At 53.9% G+C, this 16596-nt stretch carries 11 protein-coding genes; 8 read left to right on the forward strand and 3 right to left on the reverse strand.

Features of this window, described 5'->3' with window-relative positions:
• A partial coding sequence (locus tag AC6RNO_RS01315; RefSeq protein WP_497104284.1) for a hypothetical protein occupies positions 1-353 on the forward strand: 353 nt, incomplete at its 5' end.
• A gap of 145 nt (positions 354-498) precedes the next feature.
• On the opposite strand, the gene AC6RNO_RS01320 is transcribed toward AC6RNO_RS01315, so the two are convergent.
• The gene (locus tag AC6RNO_RS01320; RefSeq protein WP_474680859.1) at positions 499-1392 is read right to left on the reverse strand and encodes a LysR family transcriptional regulator; all 894 of its coding nucleotides are present in this window, start codon (positions 1390-1392) and stop codon (positions 499-501) included.
• A 158-nt stretch (positions 1393-1550) separates the two neighbouring features.
• On the opposite strand from AC6RNO_RS01320, the gene AC6RNO_RS01325 reads away from it, so the two are divergent.
• The 5 genes from AC6RNO_RS01325 to AC6RNO_RS01345 all read left to right on the forward strand — a co-directional run bounded on the left by AC6RNO_RS01325 (position 1551) and on the right by AC6RNO_RS01345 (position 9226).
• Positions 1551-2423, forward strand: coding sequence for an EamA family transporter (locus tag AC6RNO_RS01325; RefSeq protein WP_497104285.1), 873 nt, complete (start codon positions 1551-1553; stop codon positions 2421-2423).
• 142 nt (positions 2424-2565) lie between these two features.
• The gene (lgt, locus tag AC6RNO_RS01330; protein ID WP_497104286.1) at positions 2566-3369 is read left to right on the forward strand and encodes a prolipoprotein diacylglyceryl transferase; all 804 of its coding nucleotides are present in this window, start codon (positions 2566-2568) and stop codon (positions 3367-3369) included.
• Between the two features lie 171 nt (positions 3370-3540).
• The gene (locus AC6RNO_RS01335) at positions 3541-3969 is read left to right on the forward strand and encodes a hypothetical protein (RefSeq protein ID WP_488438663.1); all 429 of its coding nucleotides are present in this window, start codon (positions 3541-3543) and stop codon (positions 3967-3969) included.
• A gap of 169 nt (positions 3970-4138) precedes the next feature.
• Positions 4139-7564, forward strand: coding sequence for an S-layer homology domain-containing protein (locus AC6RNO_RS01340; protein WP_497104287.1), 3426 nt, complete (start codon positions 4139-4141; stop codon positions 7562-7564).
• 1056 nt (positions 7565-8620) lie between these two features.
• Positions 8621-9226 carry a VTT domain-containing protein gene (locus AC6RNO_RS01345; RefSeq protein WP_497104288.1) on the forward strand — a complete coding sequence of 202 codons (606 nt, stop codon included), beginning with the start codon at positions 8621-8623 and terminating at the stop codon, positions 9224-9226.
• A 69-nt stretch (positions 9227-9295) separates the two neighbouring features.
• Here AC6RNO_RS01345 and AC6RNO_RS01350 read toward each other — a convergent pair whose 3' ends face one another.
• Positions 9296-13477 carry a sulfite reductase subunit alpha gene (locus AC6RNO_RS01350; RefSeq protein ID WP_497104289.1) on the reverse strand — a complete coding sequence of 1394 codons (4182 nt, stop codon included), beginning with the start codon at positions 13475-13477 and terminating at the stop codon, positions 9296-9298.
• Between the two features lie 294 nt (positions 13478-13771).
• Between AC6RNO_RS01350 and AC6RNO_RS01355 the strand changes: the two genes are divergently transcribed.
• Positions 13772-14167, forward strand: coding sequence for a MarR family winged helix-turn-helix transcriptional regulator (locus AC6RNO_RS01355; RefSeq protein WP_474680867.1), 396 nt, complete (start codon positions 13772-13774; stop codon positions 14165-14167).
• 75 nt (positions 14168-14242) lie between these two features.
• Positions 14243-14884, forward strand: coding sequence for a 4'-phosphopantetheinyl transferase superfamily protein (locus AC6RNO_RS01360; protein ID WP_497104290.1), 642 nt, complete (start codon positions 14243-14245; stop codon positions 14882-14884).
• Between the two features lie 79 nt (positions 14885-14963).
• Here AC6RNO_RS01360 and AC6RNO_RS01365 read toward each other — a convergent pair whose 3' ends face one another.
• Positions 14964-16541, reverse strand: coding sequence for an esterase/lipase family protein (locus tag AC6RNO_RS01365; protein ID WP_488438659.1), 1578 nt, complete (start codon positions 16539-16541; stop codon positions 14964-14966).
• Positions 16542-16596 lie beyond the last annotated feature (55 nt).

The following is a 16596-nucleotide window of genomic DNA, read 5'->3' on the forward strand; positions in this document are numbered from 1 at the left end:
CTGTTGACTCCCCTGCTAGGGAGGCGTATCTGCTTGGTAACGTGGGGAAAAGCTGCGAAAAAAGTCTGTTGACCCCCGCCAGGGAGGCGCATCTGCTTGGCGAGTCGGGGAAAACCTGCAAAAGTGCAGTTTTTTGCTCGCTGGTATGCCAGCAGCGGAATATTCCTGCAAATGTGCAGGCTTTTGCGCGAATATACGAGCTGAGGCTCATATTGAGAAAAAGCCTGCACTTTTGCAGGCTTTCAGCTTGCCAAGCCGCCGCACGAATGGCGGCCCCCAGCCCTTTTCGCGCCGCGCGCAGCTCCCAGTGCGCGGTGCTGCGCCGCATGCCGGCGGTCGGTCGCTGCCCCTAACAGGGCGTCGCGACTTTCTCGGGCGGCCCCGCACTCCAATAAAGTGCCGGCTTCTTGCGCAGCCGGGCGATTATTCCAACGCGTTTGCCGAGCCCGAAGGCAGGGCCTAATTGACGTCATGCCCATCGTCAGCAAAAATACCATTTCAAGTAAGTTTCTTTCGCTCTTGAGCGCTGTCAGCCGCGGCGGCGCCCGGCAGCATGCCTATAAAAGCGCGCAGGGCACTGCTGATAAAGGAATCTTTGCGCATAATGAATTCGGTTTTCATAAGGCTGAACGACTCGGGGATCTCATGAATGTTCAGCGTGCCTTCCACTTCGTGCTTGCGAATTACGGTTCTGGATATTAGCGACATGCCGAGCCCTGCCGATACGCAGCCGATAATCGCTTCAAGCGTGCCGAATTCCATAATGACCGGCTGCGTCAATCCGCTGAACCGCAGCCATTGCTCCAAAATTTCGCGGTAAGAGCAGCCCGAGGTGAGCGTAAGGATCGGCTTTGTTACCGCTTCTTTCAAATCGGAGACAGACGGAGCGGATATGATCACGAGCTCTTCGTCGAAAGCGGGAACGGACTGAAGCTCCGGATGATCGCACTGGTCCCCGATAAAAGCGCCTTCCAACTCATAATGCAGCACTTTCTCGATTAAAAATTGCGTATTTCCCGTCGTCAGCGACAGCAAAACGTTCGGATGCCGCTCGTAATACGCGGCAAGCAGCTTGGGCAGCCGAACGGCGGCGGCGGTTTGAGTCGACCCGATCATGAGAGGGCCGCTGGGCTCGGACGTGGAGGAGAGGGCTAATGACGCTTCCTCCAGCAGACCGACGATTTTATCCGCGTAGGCGAGCAGCGTTTTGCCGCTTGAAGAGAGCGTCATGCCCCGGTTGTGGCGAAAAAACAGCACCGTGCCGAGCTCCGACTCCAGCTGTTGAATCCGGGCAGTCACATTGGACTGCACGTATCCAAGCCGCAAGGCGGCTTTTGTAATCGAGCCTTCGCGCGCGACCATTTGAAATACCCGCAAATCTGCGCTTTCCATAATGACTGAACCTCCGTCCTGGCCGTAAAATATATACTTTGCACTCGTTTCAGTTTGCTATCATAAAAAATGATAATTGATATCTTTAACAATCATTATACATAATTCCGAAGCTCGCTTACAATAGGGTCAAAACCAGCGAGATGGAGGATTCAGTGATGAATAAATACAAATATGTCAGTCTTGTGCTTCTAACGACGCTTATTATGGGCATTGCTTTTCCGGTCGGCAAAATCGGCCTTTCCTACGCGCCGCCGTTCTTTTTGACAGGCATCCGCTTCGTGCTGGCCGGTGCCTTGCTTGCTATTATCGTGGCCAAAAAGCCCCGGCCCCGCGGCGGGAAGCAGTGGCTGCAGATCGCCACGATCGGTCTGGTGCAATCCGCCGGCGTTATGGGCTGCTGCTATTACAGCATGCGGTGGATTACTTCCGGCGAATCTTCGATCATTACGTGCACGAATCCGCTGCTCGTCATCGTGCTGGGGACGCTGTTTGCCGGAGCGGTGTACCGCGGCCGTCAATGGCTCGGCGTAGCCGTCGGTCTAGTCGGCGTCGTTTTTACTTTCGGCTTTCACATGGGTCTGTCGCCGGGCACTTTTATCGGCTTTGCGGGCGCGCTCAGCTTTGCGACGGCCACTCTGCTCATCAAGCGATGGGGAGCCGCGTTCGATATGACCGTGCTCGCGGCCTATCAGATGCTGGCCGGCGGACTCGCGCTGCTCATTCTGTGCGCATTTGCGGAGCATCCGGCTTTTACATTCACCGGCACATCGGTGACGGTTGTGCTGTGGCTGGCGATCGTCTGCTCGATTGTGCAGTTTTCGCTCTGGTTTTACTTGCTCCGGAACGGCGATCCCGCCAAAACGAGCGCATTTCTGTTCCTGGTGCCGCTGTTCGGCGTCTTTTTCAGCTGGCTGCTGCTTGGCGAGCAGGTAAAATGGTATATGGGCGCGGGCGGAGCGCTCATCTGCATCGGCATCTTTTTGGTTAATTGGGAGGGGAAGCCCGCAGCGCGCACGCGTCCGGCGTAACCGGCCATGACGCCTGCGTTGGGCCCGTCTTTTTAAAGTAAGTCCTCTGTGGTATGATCATCTTTGGGAACAAAGGGGAGCAGCGGCTGACCGGCCTTTTTGCGACTTCTTAATTCAAGCCAGCGGCTTCCGGAGGTTAAAGATGCTTCAATTTTTAGGCCACATAGGCGCATTTCCAATACGCTCGTACAGTTTGCTTTTTATGTTGGCATTTGGTTTGGGTGTGGGCGTAACCGTTACATTAGCCAAATTGCAAAAGAAAACCGAGCTGGCCGAACATTTTCTGAACATGGCCGTACCGATGTTTCTGTGTGCGATCGTCGGCTCCCGTTTTTGGCAAGTTTTCTTTTTCGATTGGGAATTTTATTCGCAGCATCCGGGAGAAATTATTGCCATTTGGCACGGCGGTTTATCCATTCAAGGCGGCATCGTCGGCGCGCTTTTGTACGGATTGTGGTATGTTCGAAAGCACCGGATATCGTTTTGGGAGCTGGCCGATTTATGCGCGCCCGGCCTCATACTGGGACAAAGCATCGGCCGGGATGCGAATTTAATGAACGGAGACGCGTTCGGCGATCCGACCGGCGGCAACTGGGGGATATTGTATCCCGAAGGCACCAACGCCCGCGCGACGTTCGGGGACAAGCCTCTGTATCCGGCGGAAGTATGGGAAGGGCAGATGGACGTCATTATTTTTGCGATAGTGATGATCCTTTTGCCGCGGAGATTAAAACGGGGTTATTTGTTTTTGCTGACGAATACGCTGTACAATACCGGACGGTTTCTTTTGGAAATGCTGCGGGGAGATTCGCCCAAATTTTTGTTCGGCTGGACGGCGGCGCAGTGGACTTCGGTCAGCATCATTGTCCTTTGTTTCGCTGCAGCGATCGTTATTTATCTCAAAGATAAACATACGGCGGCCCCGGAGCCGACAACAAGCCAATAAGGCAAGCGGCTTTGCATGGAAGACAGTTTCCGCATACGGAAGCTGTCTTTCTTTTTTTGCGCGAAGGCATTCTCTGGAAGTATTTTCTGGTAGTATAATAGAAGAAATACTTTTGTCGTGTTGTATGGGCCATACGTCGGCAAAACATTCAATAGGATCGCGAGGAAACATATGATGCAAGCTATGCGCAGCAATGGAACGAAATTAGGCGGTTTGATTTTCATCGTTTTGCTGGTTTCGGCTTTTATTTTCTTTTTAGCGGCAGGGCTGGCCGGGACCCGTCTGGAACATAAAGAAATTCACAAAGTGATCGAATCGATGGGCGGCGAGGTCAAAACTATTAGTAAAACGAAATTGGAAGACAGTCCTTTCGCAGGCACGATGGCAAGCAGAGACGGGAAGCGAGCGCAGTACCCGAATACGTTTTATAAAATCGTTTATGTAAAAAGCGGGGAGACCCATGCCGCATGGTATAGAACAGCCGGCGGAATTTTTACTATAAAAGGAAAAACAATCGATATGTACAATAAGCCGGTGGAAGAAACGCCGGAAAACAAACATGTGATCAAATCGTACGGCGAGAAATGGATTTTTGAATAGAGCTGTTGCTACGAAATCGGGCTTTTCACTTGGCGATAAAACCAACCTCTACACGCGGTCGCTCATCATCGAGGGCCTCGGTAGAGGTTTTCTTATTTTTTAACCCAGTTTTAAACTTGGGCTGGTAGATTGATAGAGCGACTTTCAAATTCATAGAGGGAGGACATCCATGTTTTCAGCAAGACTGTACAAAAGTTTGACTCGTTTTCGCATCGTTATGAACGCAACGCTCGCGGTTGCACTTCTGGTTCTGGCCTGGGGCATTCCTCAGCGAGCGGAGGGGGCCGGTATAAACGGCAGCGCATTCAGCGATTTTAGCGCGATCCCCGAGAGCACGGTGTATTTTAGCGGTTATTATTTGGGCTCGGGGAATTATACCAAAGAGACACCTGCTTTTCATTTCGTATTTACTCCTGCCGACAATCTGCAAGCGGGGGAAACTATTCAAATCGTGTTGCCTCCTCAATACAATTTCGTAGGAAACACCGCTTTCTTTTGGTCGGCTAATACATCCGTGCCTGCCGCGAGCTTAAGCACCAAAGTCGATGCGGCGCCAAGCAGCCTGTTTGATACTGTGACAACCCAGTTAAGTCCCGAGTGGCAACCTATGCTGTCTTTCCACTTGTCTGCGGGAATATCCGCCGGGGCGTTTGTGGACATCCGGGTGGCGAATTTCCTGATCACGCCCGATTACCATTACAAGACCGCCGGACTGAAGCAGTATGCGATCAGCACATTGTCCAATACGACGCGGGCGACCTCAAACAGCCCGATGTACGCTCGCAGTGTTGCGAACTATTACCCTGACGCGGATTCTTATGCGGCATCGGCAGTGACCGGCTACCATTTTAAATTCATGGTCATGCAGCAGCTACCGGCCGAAACGAGCAGCATCAACATCACGTTTCCGGCGGAAATGACGCTGCCTTCATCGGTCGATCGGGCCCATGTGAAAATCAATGGAGCAGCAGCCGGTTCAGCAACCGTTTCAGGCAATCAGCTGATTGTTGAGCCGTCGTCGACGTTGTCCAGCTTTTCGGATGCCGTCGTTGATATCGACTCGGCAGCGCAAATCGCCAATCCTTCAGCGCCCGGATATTACAGCTTCTTGCTGGGCACGAGCGTAGATCCGCTGCAGGCGACTCGACGCATCGGCATTATTTCGGCGGCAGGCGCTTCTTTGGCGGATAATCCGTCTCACGATAGCGGGTATGTTTCTCCGGAGAGTGATGGGACCTTGAGGTTCAGACTCGCAAGTCCGACGATTTTGAAAGGCGGAGACACGGTTACGGTTTCAAGTCCGCCGGGAACGATGTTGACCGATCCGTCCATATCTCCAAGCGACGTTAGGGTGGATCTGGTGATAGACGGCCCGTCTATGGATTCCGCGCCTGCGTCGATGACCCGTCTGGCCGATAACAAGCTGCAATTCGTGCTGCCTTCGGATTATTATTTGGATCCGGATTATAGTCTGGTTTTCAAAATACCGAATCTTTTCAAAGATCATTACGGGGTATACGACTTGCAGGTCTCTACTTCGAAGACGGTCATTCCAAGCACAGTCCCGCTTATAATTGCGCCGGATACGATCCAGAACTTCACGGCGACAGCCGGAACCATTGCGCCCGGGGCTTCCAATGTGCCTTACACGTTCCGCTTTCAGACGAACTTACCGTTGTCTGCGGACAATGCGGATTCCATAACGATCCGGTTTCCGGCCGGATTAACGGTGCCCAATTCGATAAACGCGAGCTCTATCACTATGAACGGGCTGCCTGTGCCGTATATCTACTACAGCAGCTTTGACCGCTCGCTTTCGATACGTGTACCGGAAAATATTCCTTTGCTTGGCACGGTCGAAGTGGGGATTAGCGGGGATGCGGGTTTGACGAACCCGGGACTCGGAACATACACGTTCCGCGCTTACCCGGGCGGGGACAGCAGCATGTTGGGCGAAGCGTCGATTGAATATAAGACTGTGACCGGTATAATCGCATCGCCTAAGCCTGTACTGCTGCAACTGGGCAGCACCGTCAGCCGTCAGCTCGCAGTCGTGGAACAAATGTCCGACAGTTCGATCCGGGATGTAACTTCAGCGACATACGGGACTACATACAGCAGCAGCAATGCGCAGGTAGCGACGGTGACCGCGAACGGTCTGGTCGAAGCGAAGCAGGCGGGAGCGGCGGTGATTACCGTCACGAACAATGGGTTTGCGGATACGGTGAACGTGATGGTCGCAGAGGCCCAATCGCCGCCTCCGGTTGTTCGCATGACCGGCATAGCCGCATCGCCTAAGCCGGTGCTGCTGCAGCTTGGCGGCACCGTCAGCCGTCAGCTCGCAGTGACGGCACAAATGTCCGACAGCACGACCCAGGATGTAACTTCAGCGACATACGGGACGATTTACAGCAGCAGCAATGCGGCGGTGGCGACGGTAACAGTGAACGGTCTGATCGAAGCGAAGCAGGCGGGAGCGGCGGTGATTACCGTCACGAACAATGTCTATGCCGATACGGTGAACGTGACGGTAAGCGCTGCGAGTGAAGGTAGCGGAAACAGCGGGGGGAGCGGAAGCAGCACGTCTTCGACTGGTTCGAGCAATTCGGGTACCTCAACGACACCTGCGCAAACTCCGGAAACAGAGAGTATCGAGCAATTCGTCATCGCTTCCGAAGGAGGCACAGTGGAACTTCCTCGCAGAGGTTCCATAATGATTCCCGCCGGCGCGCTGCCAAGCGACGGGAAGATCCGGATTTCAGTCCTGCATGCGGATCAAGCGCCTCCGGCTTCGGAAATCAAGAGCCTTAGCCCTGTGGTGGAATTCGCAAGCAGTACGGGTTCGAACCTGAATAAACCGATGAAGCTGAGTTTGCAGTTTGACGCTTCGCAGGTTGGAGCAGGCTTGAAGCCTGCGGTGTACTATTATAATAAGGTGCAGGAACGGTGGCTGTATATCGGCGGCAGCGTGTCCGGCAGCGGAACCATTTCCGTGGAAACGAATCATTTTGGCTCGTTCGCCGTACTTGCCGTCAATTTGAAAAGCTTCACCGATATGAAAAACCATTGGGCGGCGGTTTACGTCGACCGTCTGGTCGGCAGGGGGATTATTCAAGGGTTTGAGGATCACACTTTCCGGCCGGAAGAAGCGGTAACACGGGCTCAATTGGTGAAAATGATCGCGGATGCCCTAGCCTTGAAAAAAGCCGCAGCTCCGTCCGTATTCACAGACCGCGATGCCTTGCCCGATTGGGCAAAGGATTCGATCGCGAGCGCCGTGCAAGCCGGTGTGATTCAAGGCTACGAAGAGAAGGGCGCACCAATCTTTAAACCGGATCAGCCGGTTACGCGTGCCGAAATGGCCGTCATTATGAGCAGGGTGCTGAAATGGTATTCCATCGGCGCAACCAAGAGCAGCGCCGTGTACGCCGATCAGCGCGACATTCCGGACTGGGCCCAATCGGGTATACAGACGATTTCCGGACAAAAAATCGCGAGCGGCTACCCCGACGGTTCGTTCCGCCCGGGAGGCAAACTAACAAGAGCCGAAGCGGCAAAAATGATTTCTATGCTGCTGGAAGCTTTGCATATTTAGCGCAGCGATACAATGCATACCAACATAACAGGCGTCTATGGAGCCGGTATGTTGGTATGCATTTTTTGCATTCTTTGCAGCTGCGCACCTAAGAGTCTGTCCGATGAACCACGTAGAAAGTATATATGCAAAATGACCGTAATTATGCGGCGCGAGCGGCAATATATGCAGTCATTATTCTCCCGGTATGCACAAAAGTAACTCGTTCGGACAGACTCCTAGCTTTATGGCGTTACTTAGCCGGAACAACCAGTGCCAACTGGCCTACTGGCTGAGGAAGCAGTCAGTAGGCGGTTGCGACTGCCGAAAAACACGCCCGCCGGGGGTCGAGTATCGCACTCGAGCAGGCAGCGCAGAGAAAACCTGCAAAAGTGCATCTTTTTGCTCGTTATGACGCTCATCGCGAAATATTCCTGCAAATGTGCAGGCTTTCGAGCGGATACACAGGCTCAGAGCCATCGTAAGCAAAAATTCCTGCACAATCGCAGGCTTTTCCTCCAAACGAGCCACTTTCACAAATAAAGCCTGCACTTTTGCAGGCTTTTCGCCGTGCCAAGCCGCTTTGCTCACGCCAGCGCCGCGAGCAAAAGTCGACCGGATTTGCGGGCGTCGATTTTCTCAAGGCTGCGGATAGCGCGGATGAAGAAGGTGAGCGGTACAGCGCCTATACCCGCTGGGAGTCGAAGAGCTGTCCCGGTCCTGGACCCTTAAGCGGAGCCTACCGCGAATCCGCCTGCGGCGGGTTGCCGGATTTTGCCCTGCGGCACAAGGTCGCGTTTTGCGGACTGGTTGCGAGTAAGCAGCCCCGGGCGCAGCGCTCACAGCCTCCCGGAAGTCTTTTCAGCGAGGCTGTGAGCATGCGCTAATCGGCGGAGCCACGCGACGATTGCTTAACCGCTTTCGCCAGAGCCAGAGCAGTTAACCCCGGCGTAACATTTAAGCACAGTTCAGGCTTAATTGTGATGCCGTTTATCGTTGCTTTTGGTTTCTTATGGGTTATCGGATTATACTATAATGGTAGGGACTGATAATCTACTGATCATGAGGAGCAGAAATATGAATGTTATCGACTTGGTGGAGCGTTTGTTCGGGCAATACGGATATTTCGTGCTGCTCCTCGGGCTGCCTTTGGATTTTATCGCCTCACCGATTCCGCCCGGCAACAGCACGCTGACCTATACCGGATATTTGGCGTTCAGAGGCGTGCTCGGCACGATGCCGGCTTTTTTGGCCGCTTTGACCGGGGCGGTAGCAGGAGTCACGATTACGTACTGGATCGGCTACAAGCTGGGGATGCCGCTGATCGAAAAGTACGGCAAATGGCTGCTGATAAAGCCGTCGATGGTACGGAAAACGCGTCACTATTATGACAAATACGGGGACAAGCTGCTGCTCGTCTGCTTCTTCATTCCCGGTATCCGCCAGTTTGTCGGTTATTTCATCGGAATTATTCGCGTTCCGTACAAAACTGTAGCGCTTTATGCGTATACGGGGACTTGCTTGTGGGTAGCCGTTTTTTTCATGCTGGGCTACGGTTTCGGGGAACAATGGCAGCAAGTGTTCGGCGTAGTGGAGCGGTATTTGAAACTGTTTTTTATCGGCGTGGGATGTCTTGTTGCCGGATTGCTTCTGAGAAAATGGCTTTTGCGCCGCGCGGGTTAGCAGCCCGTTCCTGCAAACGAAAACTGGGACCCTTTCCAAATAAAGGAATCCCGGTTTTTCTGTGATGATTTAATATACGTCGCGGGCGTATCTCTTGCTTTGCGTCATCTCTTTGACGTAAGCTTCCGCGTCGGCGGCGCTCATGCCGCCGTGCTGCTGAACGATCTTTTTGAGCGTCGAATCGACTTCTTTGGCCATCCGGCTGGCGTCGCCGCAAATGTAGAAGTGAGCGCCCTCCTGGAGCCATTTCCACATTTCGGCGCCATGTTCCATCATACGGTGCTGGACATAAATTTTTTCGGGCTGATCGCGGGAAAAGGCGGTATCCAGGCGGTGCAGGACGCCGTTTTTCTGCATTTCCTCCAACTCTTCCTTAAAATAAAAATCGCTGTCGGCCCGCTGTTCGCCGAACAGAAGCCAGTTCTTTCCTCTCGCTCCGGTCGCCTGCCGCTCCTGAAGGAAGCCGCGGAACGGCCCTACGCCGGTGCCGGGCCCGACCATGATCATCGGCACATCCGGGTTGGCGGGGGGACGGAAATGCGCGGCTTTTTGAACGAAAACCGGAATTTCGCCGTTGGCATCGGAGCGGTCCGCGAGGAAGGAGGAGCAGACGCCTTTTCTCGATTTACCGCCGCAGGAGTAGCGTACGGTCGAAACTGTAATATGAACTTCGCCGGGGTTCGCTTTCGGGCTGGAGGAAATGGAATAAAGCCGCGGCTGCATGGGCTTCAGCATTCCGATAAAATCATCCGCGCCGGCGGTCAACGGAAATTGCTGCAGCAGATCGGCGAGCTGCCGTCCCCACAGCCACTTTTTCAGCTGGGCTTTATTTTCGCTCTTCAGCAGGTCGGCGAGCATGCCGCTGCCCGAGCGCTCCTGCACGAACTGGAGCATGCCCGGCGTTATGCGGGCAATTTCAAAGTGCCGGAGCAGCGCCTCGGCGAGCGGCATCTCTCCGCGGTCTTTCACCGTCACCGGTGCGGACGGACCCAGCTTGACCGCCGTTATAATCTCCTCGACGAGTTCCGGACAATTGGTCGGCCATACGCCAAGTGCGTCCCCGGCCTCGTACTGCAGCCCCTTATCCGCCAGGTCGAAAATATAATGGCGCGTCTCCTTCTCGGAGTCCTCCCGGTTCAGACGCCGGTTGGCAATGACGCGTGTGCGCAGCGGATGATTGCGGTCATATTGCTTTTTTACCGCGATCTCCGGTGCTGCGGCCGATTCCGCATGTTCCAGCGCTTTTTCGATCGCATTCATCCACGCTTCGGCCTGCTCCTGGAAATCCGTATCGCAATCGACGCGGTTCATGAGCCGCTGCGCGCCAAGTTGTTCCAGGCGGGCGTCCAGATTGCGCCCGAATCCGCAAAACAGATCGTAGCTGGAATCGCCGAACGCGAGCACGGCATAACGCAGATCGGGCAGGCGGGGCGCATCGCCTGATTCCAGCTGCTTCCAGAAGGTTTCGCCATTATCCGGCGGATCGCCCGTGCCGAATGTGCTCGCCACGAACAAAACAAATCGTTCTGCGGACAAATCCGCTGCGGATAGGGCATTCATGTTGACAAGCCGCACGCTGTAACCGGAGCTTTGCAGCTTTTTGGCGCAGTCGCTCGCCGCGCCTTCCGCATTGCCGGTTTGCGATGCCCAAACTACGGCGACGCGAGGCTTGCCGGCTTTTTCAGGCTCCGCCTCCGGCGAAGACGAAGATGAAGCGGTAATCTCCGCTACAGCCGGCGGCGCGTGATTTGGAGCGAGCCCGGCCTCGGGAAGGTACGTCCGGGAAAACATTCCTGCGAGCAGACCGTCGAGCCAAAAACGTTTGACTGGCTCAAGCGGAGCGGTGGGGGGCAGCACCGGAATACCGGGAGCAGGCCGCGTTTCTTCGGCGCGCAGGCTCGTTATGAATCCGGCGATATACATTTTCTCGTGATTATCCAGCGTGATCGTCGATGAGGATTGAATGCCGAGCATATTTGCGAGCGTATCGATTTGCGTCATATACACGTCCTCCTTCTGATTGGCTGCCGCTTCGCTTGCATAGGCGTAAGCTTGATTTTCATCGCCCTGAGGCATGGACCGGTCCTGTGCGGAATGCTCTGCGGCACGGACCAGCGAGACGGCGCAATATTTAAATTCCGGCTGAAACGATATTGGATCGATCGCGTCGTTGGTGACGTCGTTAATCGCAAGTTGGTCGCCGAACACATCGTTCCAATGAAAGGGGGCAAAGCAATTGCCCGGCCGCACCCTGTCGGTAACGACAGCCGGCAAAACAGCCAGACCGCGCCGCGAGCGGATTTCTACGCGCTCCTGATCGGCAATGCCGAGCGCCGCCGCGTCTTCGGGATGAATTTCGATAAAAGGCCCCGGATTCAGCTTGTTCAGCGTCGGAATTTTGCCGGTTTTGGTCATGGTGTGCCATTGATGCTGCAGCCGACCGGTGTTCAGAACGAAAGGAAAGTCGCTGTCCGGCATCTCGGCAGGGGGCAAATAGGGCCGCGCCAAAAAGATGCCTTTGCCGCTTTCCGTCGGAAATACGAGCCGCGGGCGGCCGCCGTCGGCATGCTCTTTCAGCGTTTGACTGGTTCCGTCGTTCAAATAGCGGATCGGGTTCCGGCTGCTTTCGCTGTCCGGGGCGCAGGGCCACTGTACGGGCTCTTTGCGCAGCCGTTCGATAGCGGCGCCGCGGATGTCATAGCCGGTTTTGGGGTTCCATGCCCGTTGAATTTCTTTGTAGATATCGGCCGCAGAGTCGTAGGGAAATGCCTCGGCATAGCCCATTTCGCAGGCGACCCGGGCGATAATTTGCCAATCGGGCATCGCTTCTCCGGGCGGTTCGACCGCTTTTTGCATCAACGTCAAGTTCCGTTCGGAGTTGATCATCACACCCTCGGCCTCCGACCATAATGCGCCGGGAAGCAGTATATCCGCATAGCGGTTCGTCTCGGTATCGAAAAACGCATCCTGCGTAATGACCAATTCGGCCGCCTGCAGGCCGGCGATGACGTTTTTGCGGTTGGGCACGGTGGCGACGGGGTTCGTGCAAATGATCCAGCACGCCTTGATGTCGCCGGCCTGCATGCTTTGGAACATCGATACCGTTCCGGTGCCGACTTCGGTTCTGAGCGTGCCCCGCGGCACGTTCCACATATTCTCGATAAAATGCCGCTCGTGCTCGACGAGCACGGAACGCTGCCCCGGCAAGCCGGGTCCCATATAGCCCATCTCCCGGCCGCCCATCGCATTCGGCTGGCCGGTCAGCGAGAAGGGGCCGCTGCCGGGGCGGCATATGGCGCCGGTCGCCAGGTGCAGGTTGCAGATGGCGTTCGTATGCCAGGTGCCGTGCGTGCTCTGATTGAGCCCCATCGTCCAGCAGCTCATCCACTCGGGCGATTCGCCGATCCATGCTGCCGCCCGGCGGATATCCGCTTCGGGAATGCCGGTTATGTCCGCTACTTTGTCCGGCGTGTACGCTTCGAGGAAGTCCGGCATCTGCTCCCAACCGGATGTGAATTCGGCGATAAAGGCCGGATCGGTATGACCGTTTTTGACGATCAAATGGAGGAGGCCGTTCAACAGCGCAAGATCCGTACCGGGCTTGATTTGCATAAAAAGCGTTGCTTTATCTGCGGTCGCGTTGCGCCGCGGATCGACGACGATCAGCTTGGCGCCCGCCTTGACCCGATCCATAACCCGCAGAAAAAGTATCGGATGGCAGTCGGCCATATTCGCTCCGATAACGAAAAACAAGTCCGTGCGGTCCATGTCCTGATAAGAGCCGGGAGGACCGTCCGCTCCGAGCGACAATTTATAGCCGCTGCCAGCGCTGGCCATACATAAGCGTGAATTGGATTCGATGTTGTTGGTGCGGATGAAACCTTTGGCCAGCTTGTTGATGAGATATTGCGATTCCAGCGACATTTGACCCGATACGTAAAAGGAAAGCGCGTCAGGGCCGTGCCGGTCAAGAATCGCACGCAGCCGCGCAGCCGTATCGCGGATCGCTTCATCGATACCGGTTTGAACCGGTTGATCGGTACGGGTCGAACGCCGGTAGGCATATTCCATTCGCCCGGATTCGGCGATTGCCTGAGCGCAGGTGTTGCCCTTCGTGCACAGTCGGCCGAAATTGGTCGGATGTTCTTTATCGCCTGTAACTTTAACGACGCGGTCCCCGGACACTTCGAGCACAATGCCGCAGCCGACGCCGCAATACGGGCAGACGCTTTTCACTTTTTTGGTTGTCATGTTTATTCACCAGCGTTAACGTGCGTGGCACGGACAGATTTCATGATACGAAATATAACTGGATATAACTATTTACGCTCAATATATATCGTATAACGATTTAAGTCAAGATTTTATGTTATAAAATATTACATATAAATATGTTTTTTTGTTCACAAATCATATTTTCATTAATTATATGTAAGGTATTATGACTTTGATCAAACAGACTGAGCTGTTTTCATTTCTTCAGCTTGTTCCTCTTAAGCGAATGCTGTACAGTAAATATATTCCGGTTGAAGCGAGGTGTTGGATATGAATAAGGAACGATTGCCTAAACATGTGTACGAGCAGCTCGCTTTGTTCCGATATCGCATACGCAAATTTATCCGGTTCAGCGAGGAGGCCGCGCGGAGAAAAGGGCTCACCCCGCAGTACCATCAACTTATGCTGTCTATAATGGGTTTTCCCGACCGTGACTATGCGACGCCAAAAGAGCTGGCCGAGCGCCTGCAAATTACTCCTCATGCATGCGTGGAGCTGATTAAACGCTGCGAAGAACTGGAGCTGGTGCAGCGCTTTCCGAACCCGGATGACAAACGCAGTATTTTTATAAGGTTAACCGCAACCGGATTGGGCCTCCTTGAAGAGTTGTCCGAAATTCATATGGACGAATTAATGAGAGCGGGACTGCTTGAGTTTAACGATTAATGAGCCGATTTGAAAAGAAGAGAGGGATCTGCTTTGCTCAAACCGCAAATTTTTGCTGTGCGGGTGTCGGAAAGTATGGATCGATTGAAGCTTGAGCGGATGACGGAACAGTTAACTCCGGAAAAACAGAACAAAGTCCGGCGCATGCTGAGAATCGAAGACGCGGTTCGCTCGGCGATCGGGGAGCTGCTTGCCAAGCATGCGATCGGGCTTGCGGCCAAACTGCCTCGCCATGAGATTCGTTTCAGCTTGAGTGCGTACGGCAAGCCGCAGCTTGACGGTGCGGATGGCGTCTGTTTCAACATTTCCCATTCCGGGGACTGGGTCGTCTGTGCGGTCGATTCGAACCCGATAGGCGTAGATGTTGAGAAAATTCAACCGATAGATCTGCAGATAGCCAGGCATTTTTTTTCCGCAGCCGAGTGCGCATGGATTATGGACATGCCCGGCGAGCATCGGTTGGCCGGTTTTTTTGACATTTGGACGTTAAAAGAAAGCTATATCAAAGCCGATGGAAGAGGGCTCAGTCTGGCTTTGGATTCATTCAGCATCCTCAAGCAGGGGGACGACATCCGTCTGACCGCCGAAAACGATTTGCGGAGCTTCTATTTTAAGCAGTATGAAATCGACCCGGCTTATAAATTATCGTTATGCGCCGCATCGCCCTTTATGCCGGAACACCCTATTCAAGTCGATGCAGACTCGCTGTATGCATAAGCTTCAATAGTTGCGCAATGCGGCAAAAAAAACGGCCCTTTTCGCAAGCTGTGCGAAAGAGCCGTTTTTTCATGGCGTCTTAGTGTCTGTTGCCTTTCTCGTCAATGTAGACGGAACGAAGCAGCGTTCTTTCGAATGGAGCGCCTTTTGCAGTTTGTCCTTTGACGACGAATGAAGCTTGGTAAACGCCTTTGCTGCTTGTGTCAGACAAATTGACATCGCTGTCCGAATCGATGGATTCGAGTTTGGTCATTTTGCGGGTTTGCTTTTTGCCGGCATTGCCGTCTTCGGGAGTGAAATCCACCTGATATTGGATTTTCAGCTTGTCCGCTTTCAGGGAAGCTTTATTCCGCTGAACGTGCATTTTCGTTTTATCGTTGTTGAGCTGCAACTGAATAGACTTGTCCAGTTCCGAGTCGAAACGAACGGTCATCATGTAGCCGCCGGGATTGCCGGATTGCGTTTTGACGGTCCATTCGCCTTGTTTCGGCTGGTTCACTACGGCAACATGATGCCAGGCATTTTTGAACACTTGCTCGTCCTGATAAGATTTGACTTCTACGCCCACTTGCTCGCCTGTAGGTGAAACAAGCTCGACCCGGTTCGCTTTTTGATCGGAAATCCAGTCAAGCGTAATGCTTTTAACGTCGTTTTCTACAGGGAAGCTTTCGCTTGCGGTTCCGTTATGGCTGCCGCCCCGGACTAATACATTTTTGCCGGCAGCGTCGGCATCCTGGGCCGAAGCGGAGGCGGGCGATGCAATGGTGACAAGGTCGTCTTGGCCTGATTGCCCGGCGGAAACTTTGGTTGCAGCAGTCAAATAAGGCTTGAACAATGAGAACGTCTGGGAGCCTTGACGGATCGTATTGTGGTCCCAAGTGCCGACTTTGACCATCGTACCTTTCGGCACATTTGCGCTGCTCACCGTAACGACGCCGTCATTGCTGTCGAAAAGCGACAGGAATATGCCGCCGGCGACATAAGAGCCTTTTGACGAATCCGACCAGCCTGTGCCGGCGAAGGTGTAAAATTTGTTGTAAGCGGTATTCGGGTTCGCGTCGATTACGGAACGGAAGTAGTTCATGTAGGACGTTTGCATGGAATAAGTGCCGTCGTTTTTGTAACCGATGAGGTCTGCCAGCCATCCCGCCCAACTCGTATAAGCCAGATCGGCCAGTTGGGAACCGTGATGCGGGGAGCCCAGCGTGATCACGTTAGTCACGTAAGGGTATGCGTTATACTGAACAAGGGCGGTTTGCGTGTCCACGCCTCCCTTGCTGTGCGCGACGATGACGATTTTTTTGTTGAAATAGCTGGAGATGTCGGCGATTTTTTGGGCCAGCATTTGGCCGTTGTCCCACATACTTTTGGGAGTTCCGCCGGAATCGTTCAACTCGACGAAAGCGGTTTGATACCCATTGTTGTACGCGGTCTGATACATATCATTGGTTTCATACCAAGATCCGGCGTAGCTGTCAAGGCCCTGTACGAACAAAATGACCGGCAGCTTGGGATCGAGGTTGGCGGGCGTTGCTCCGGGCGCCCATGTTCCCGGAACTCGGGACAGGTTGGGATTGCTGACTGAAGCGCTTGCAGGGGTGACTACGAAGCTTACTGTGAGTAAAAATGCCAGGATGAGGGTGTAAAACTTCTTCATAATTTCATTCCTTTCAAAAAATGGATTTTTTTGTTACTCTACTAGTATCTCATTT

The sequence above is a fragment of the Paenibacillus sp. sgz302190 genome, assembly GCF_059820445.1.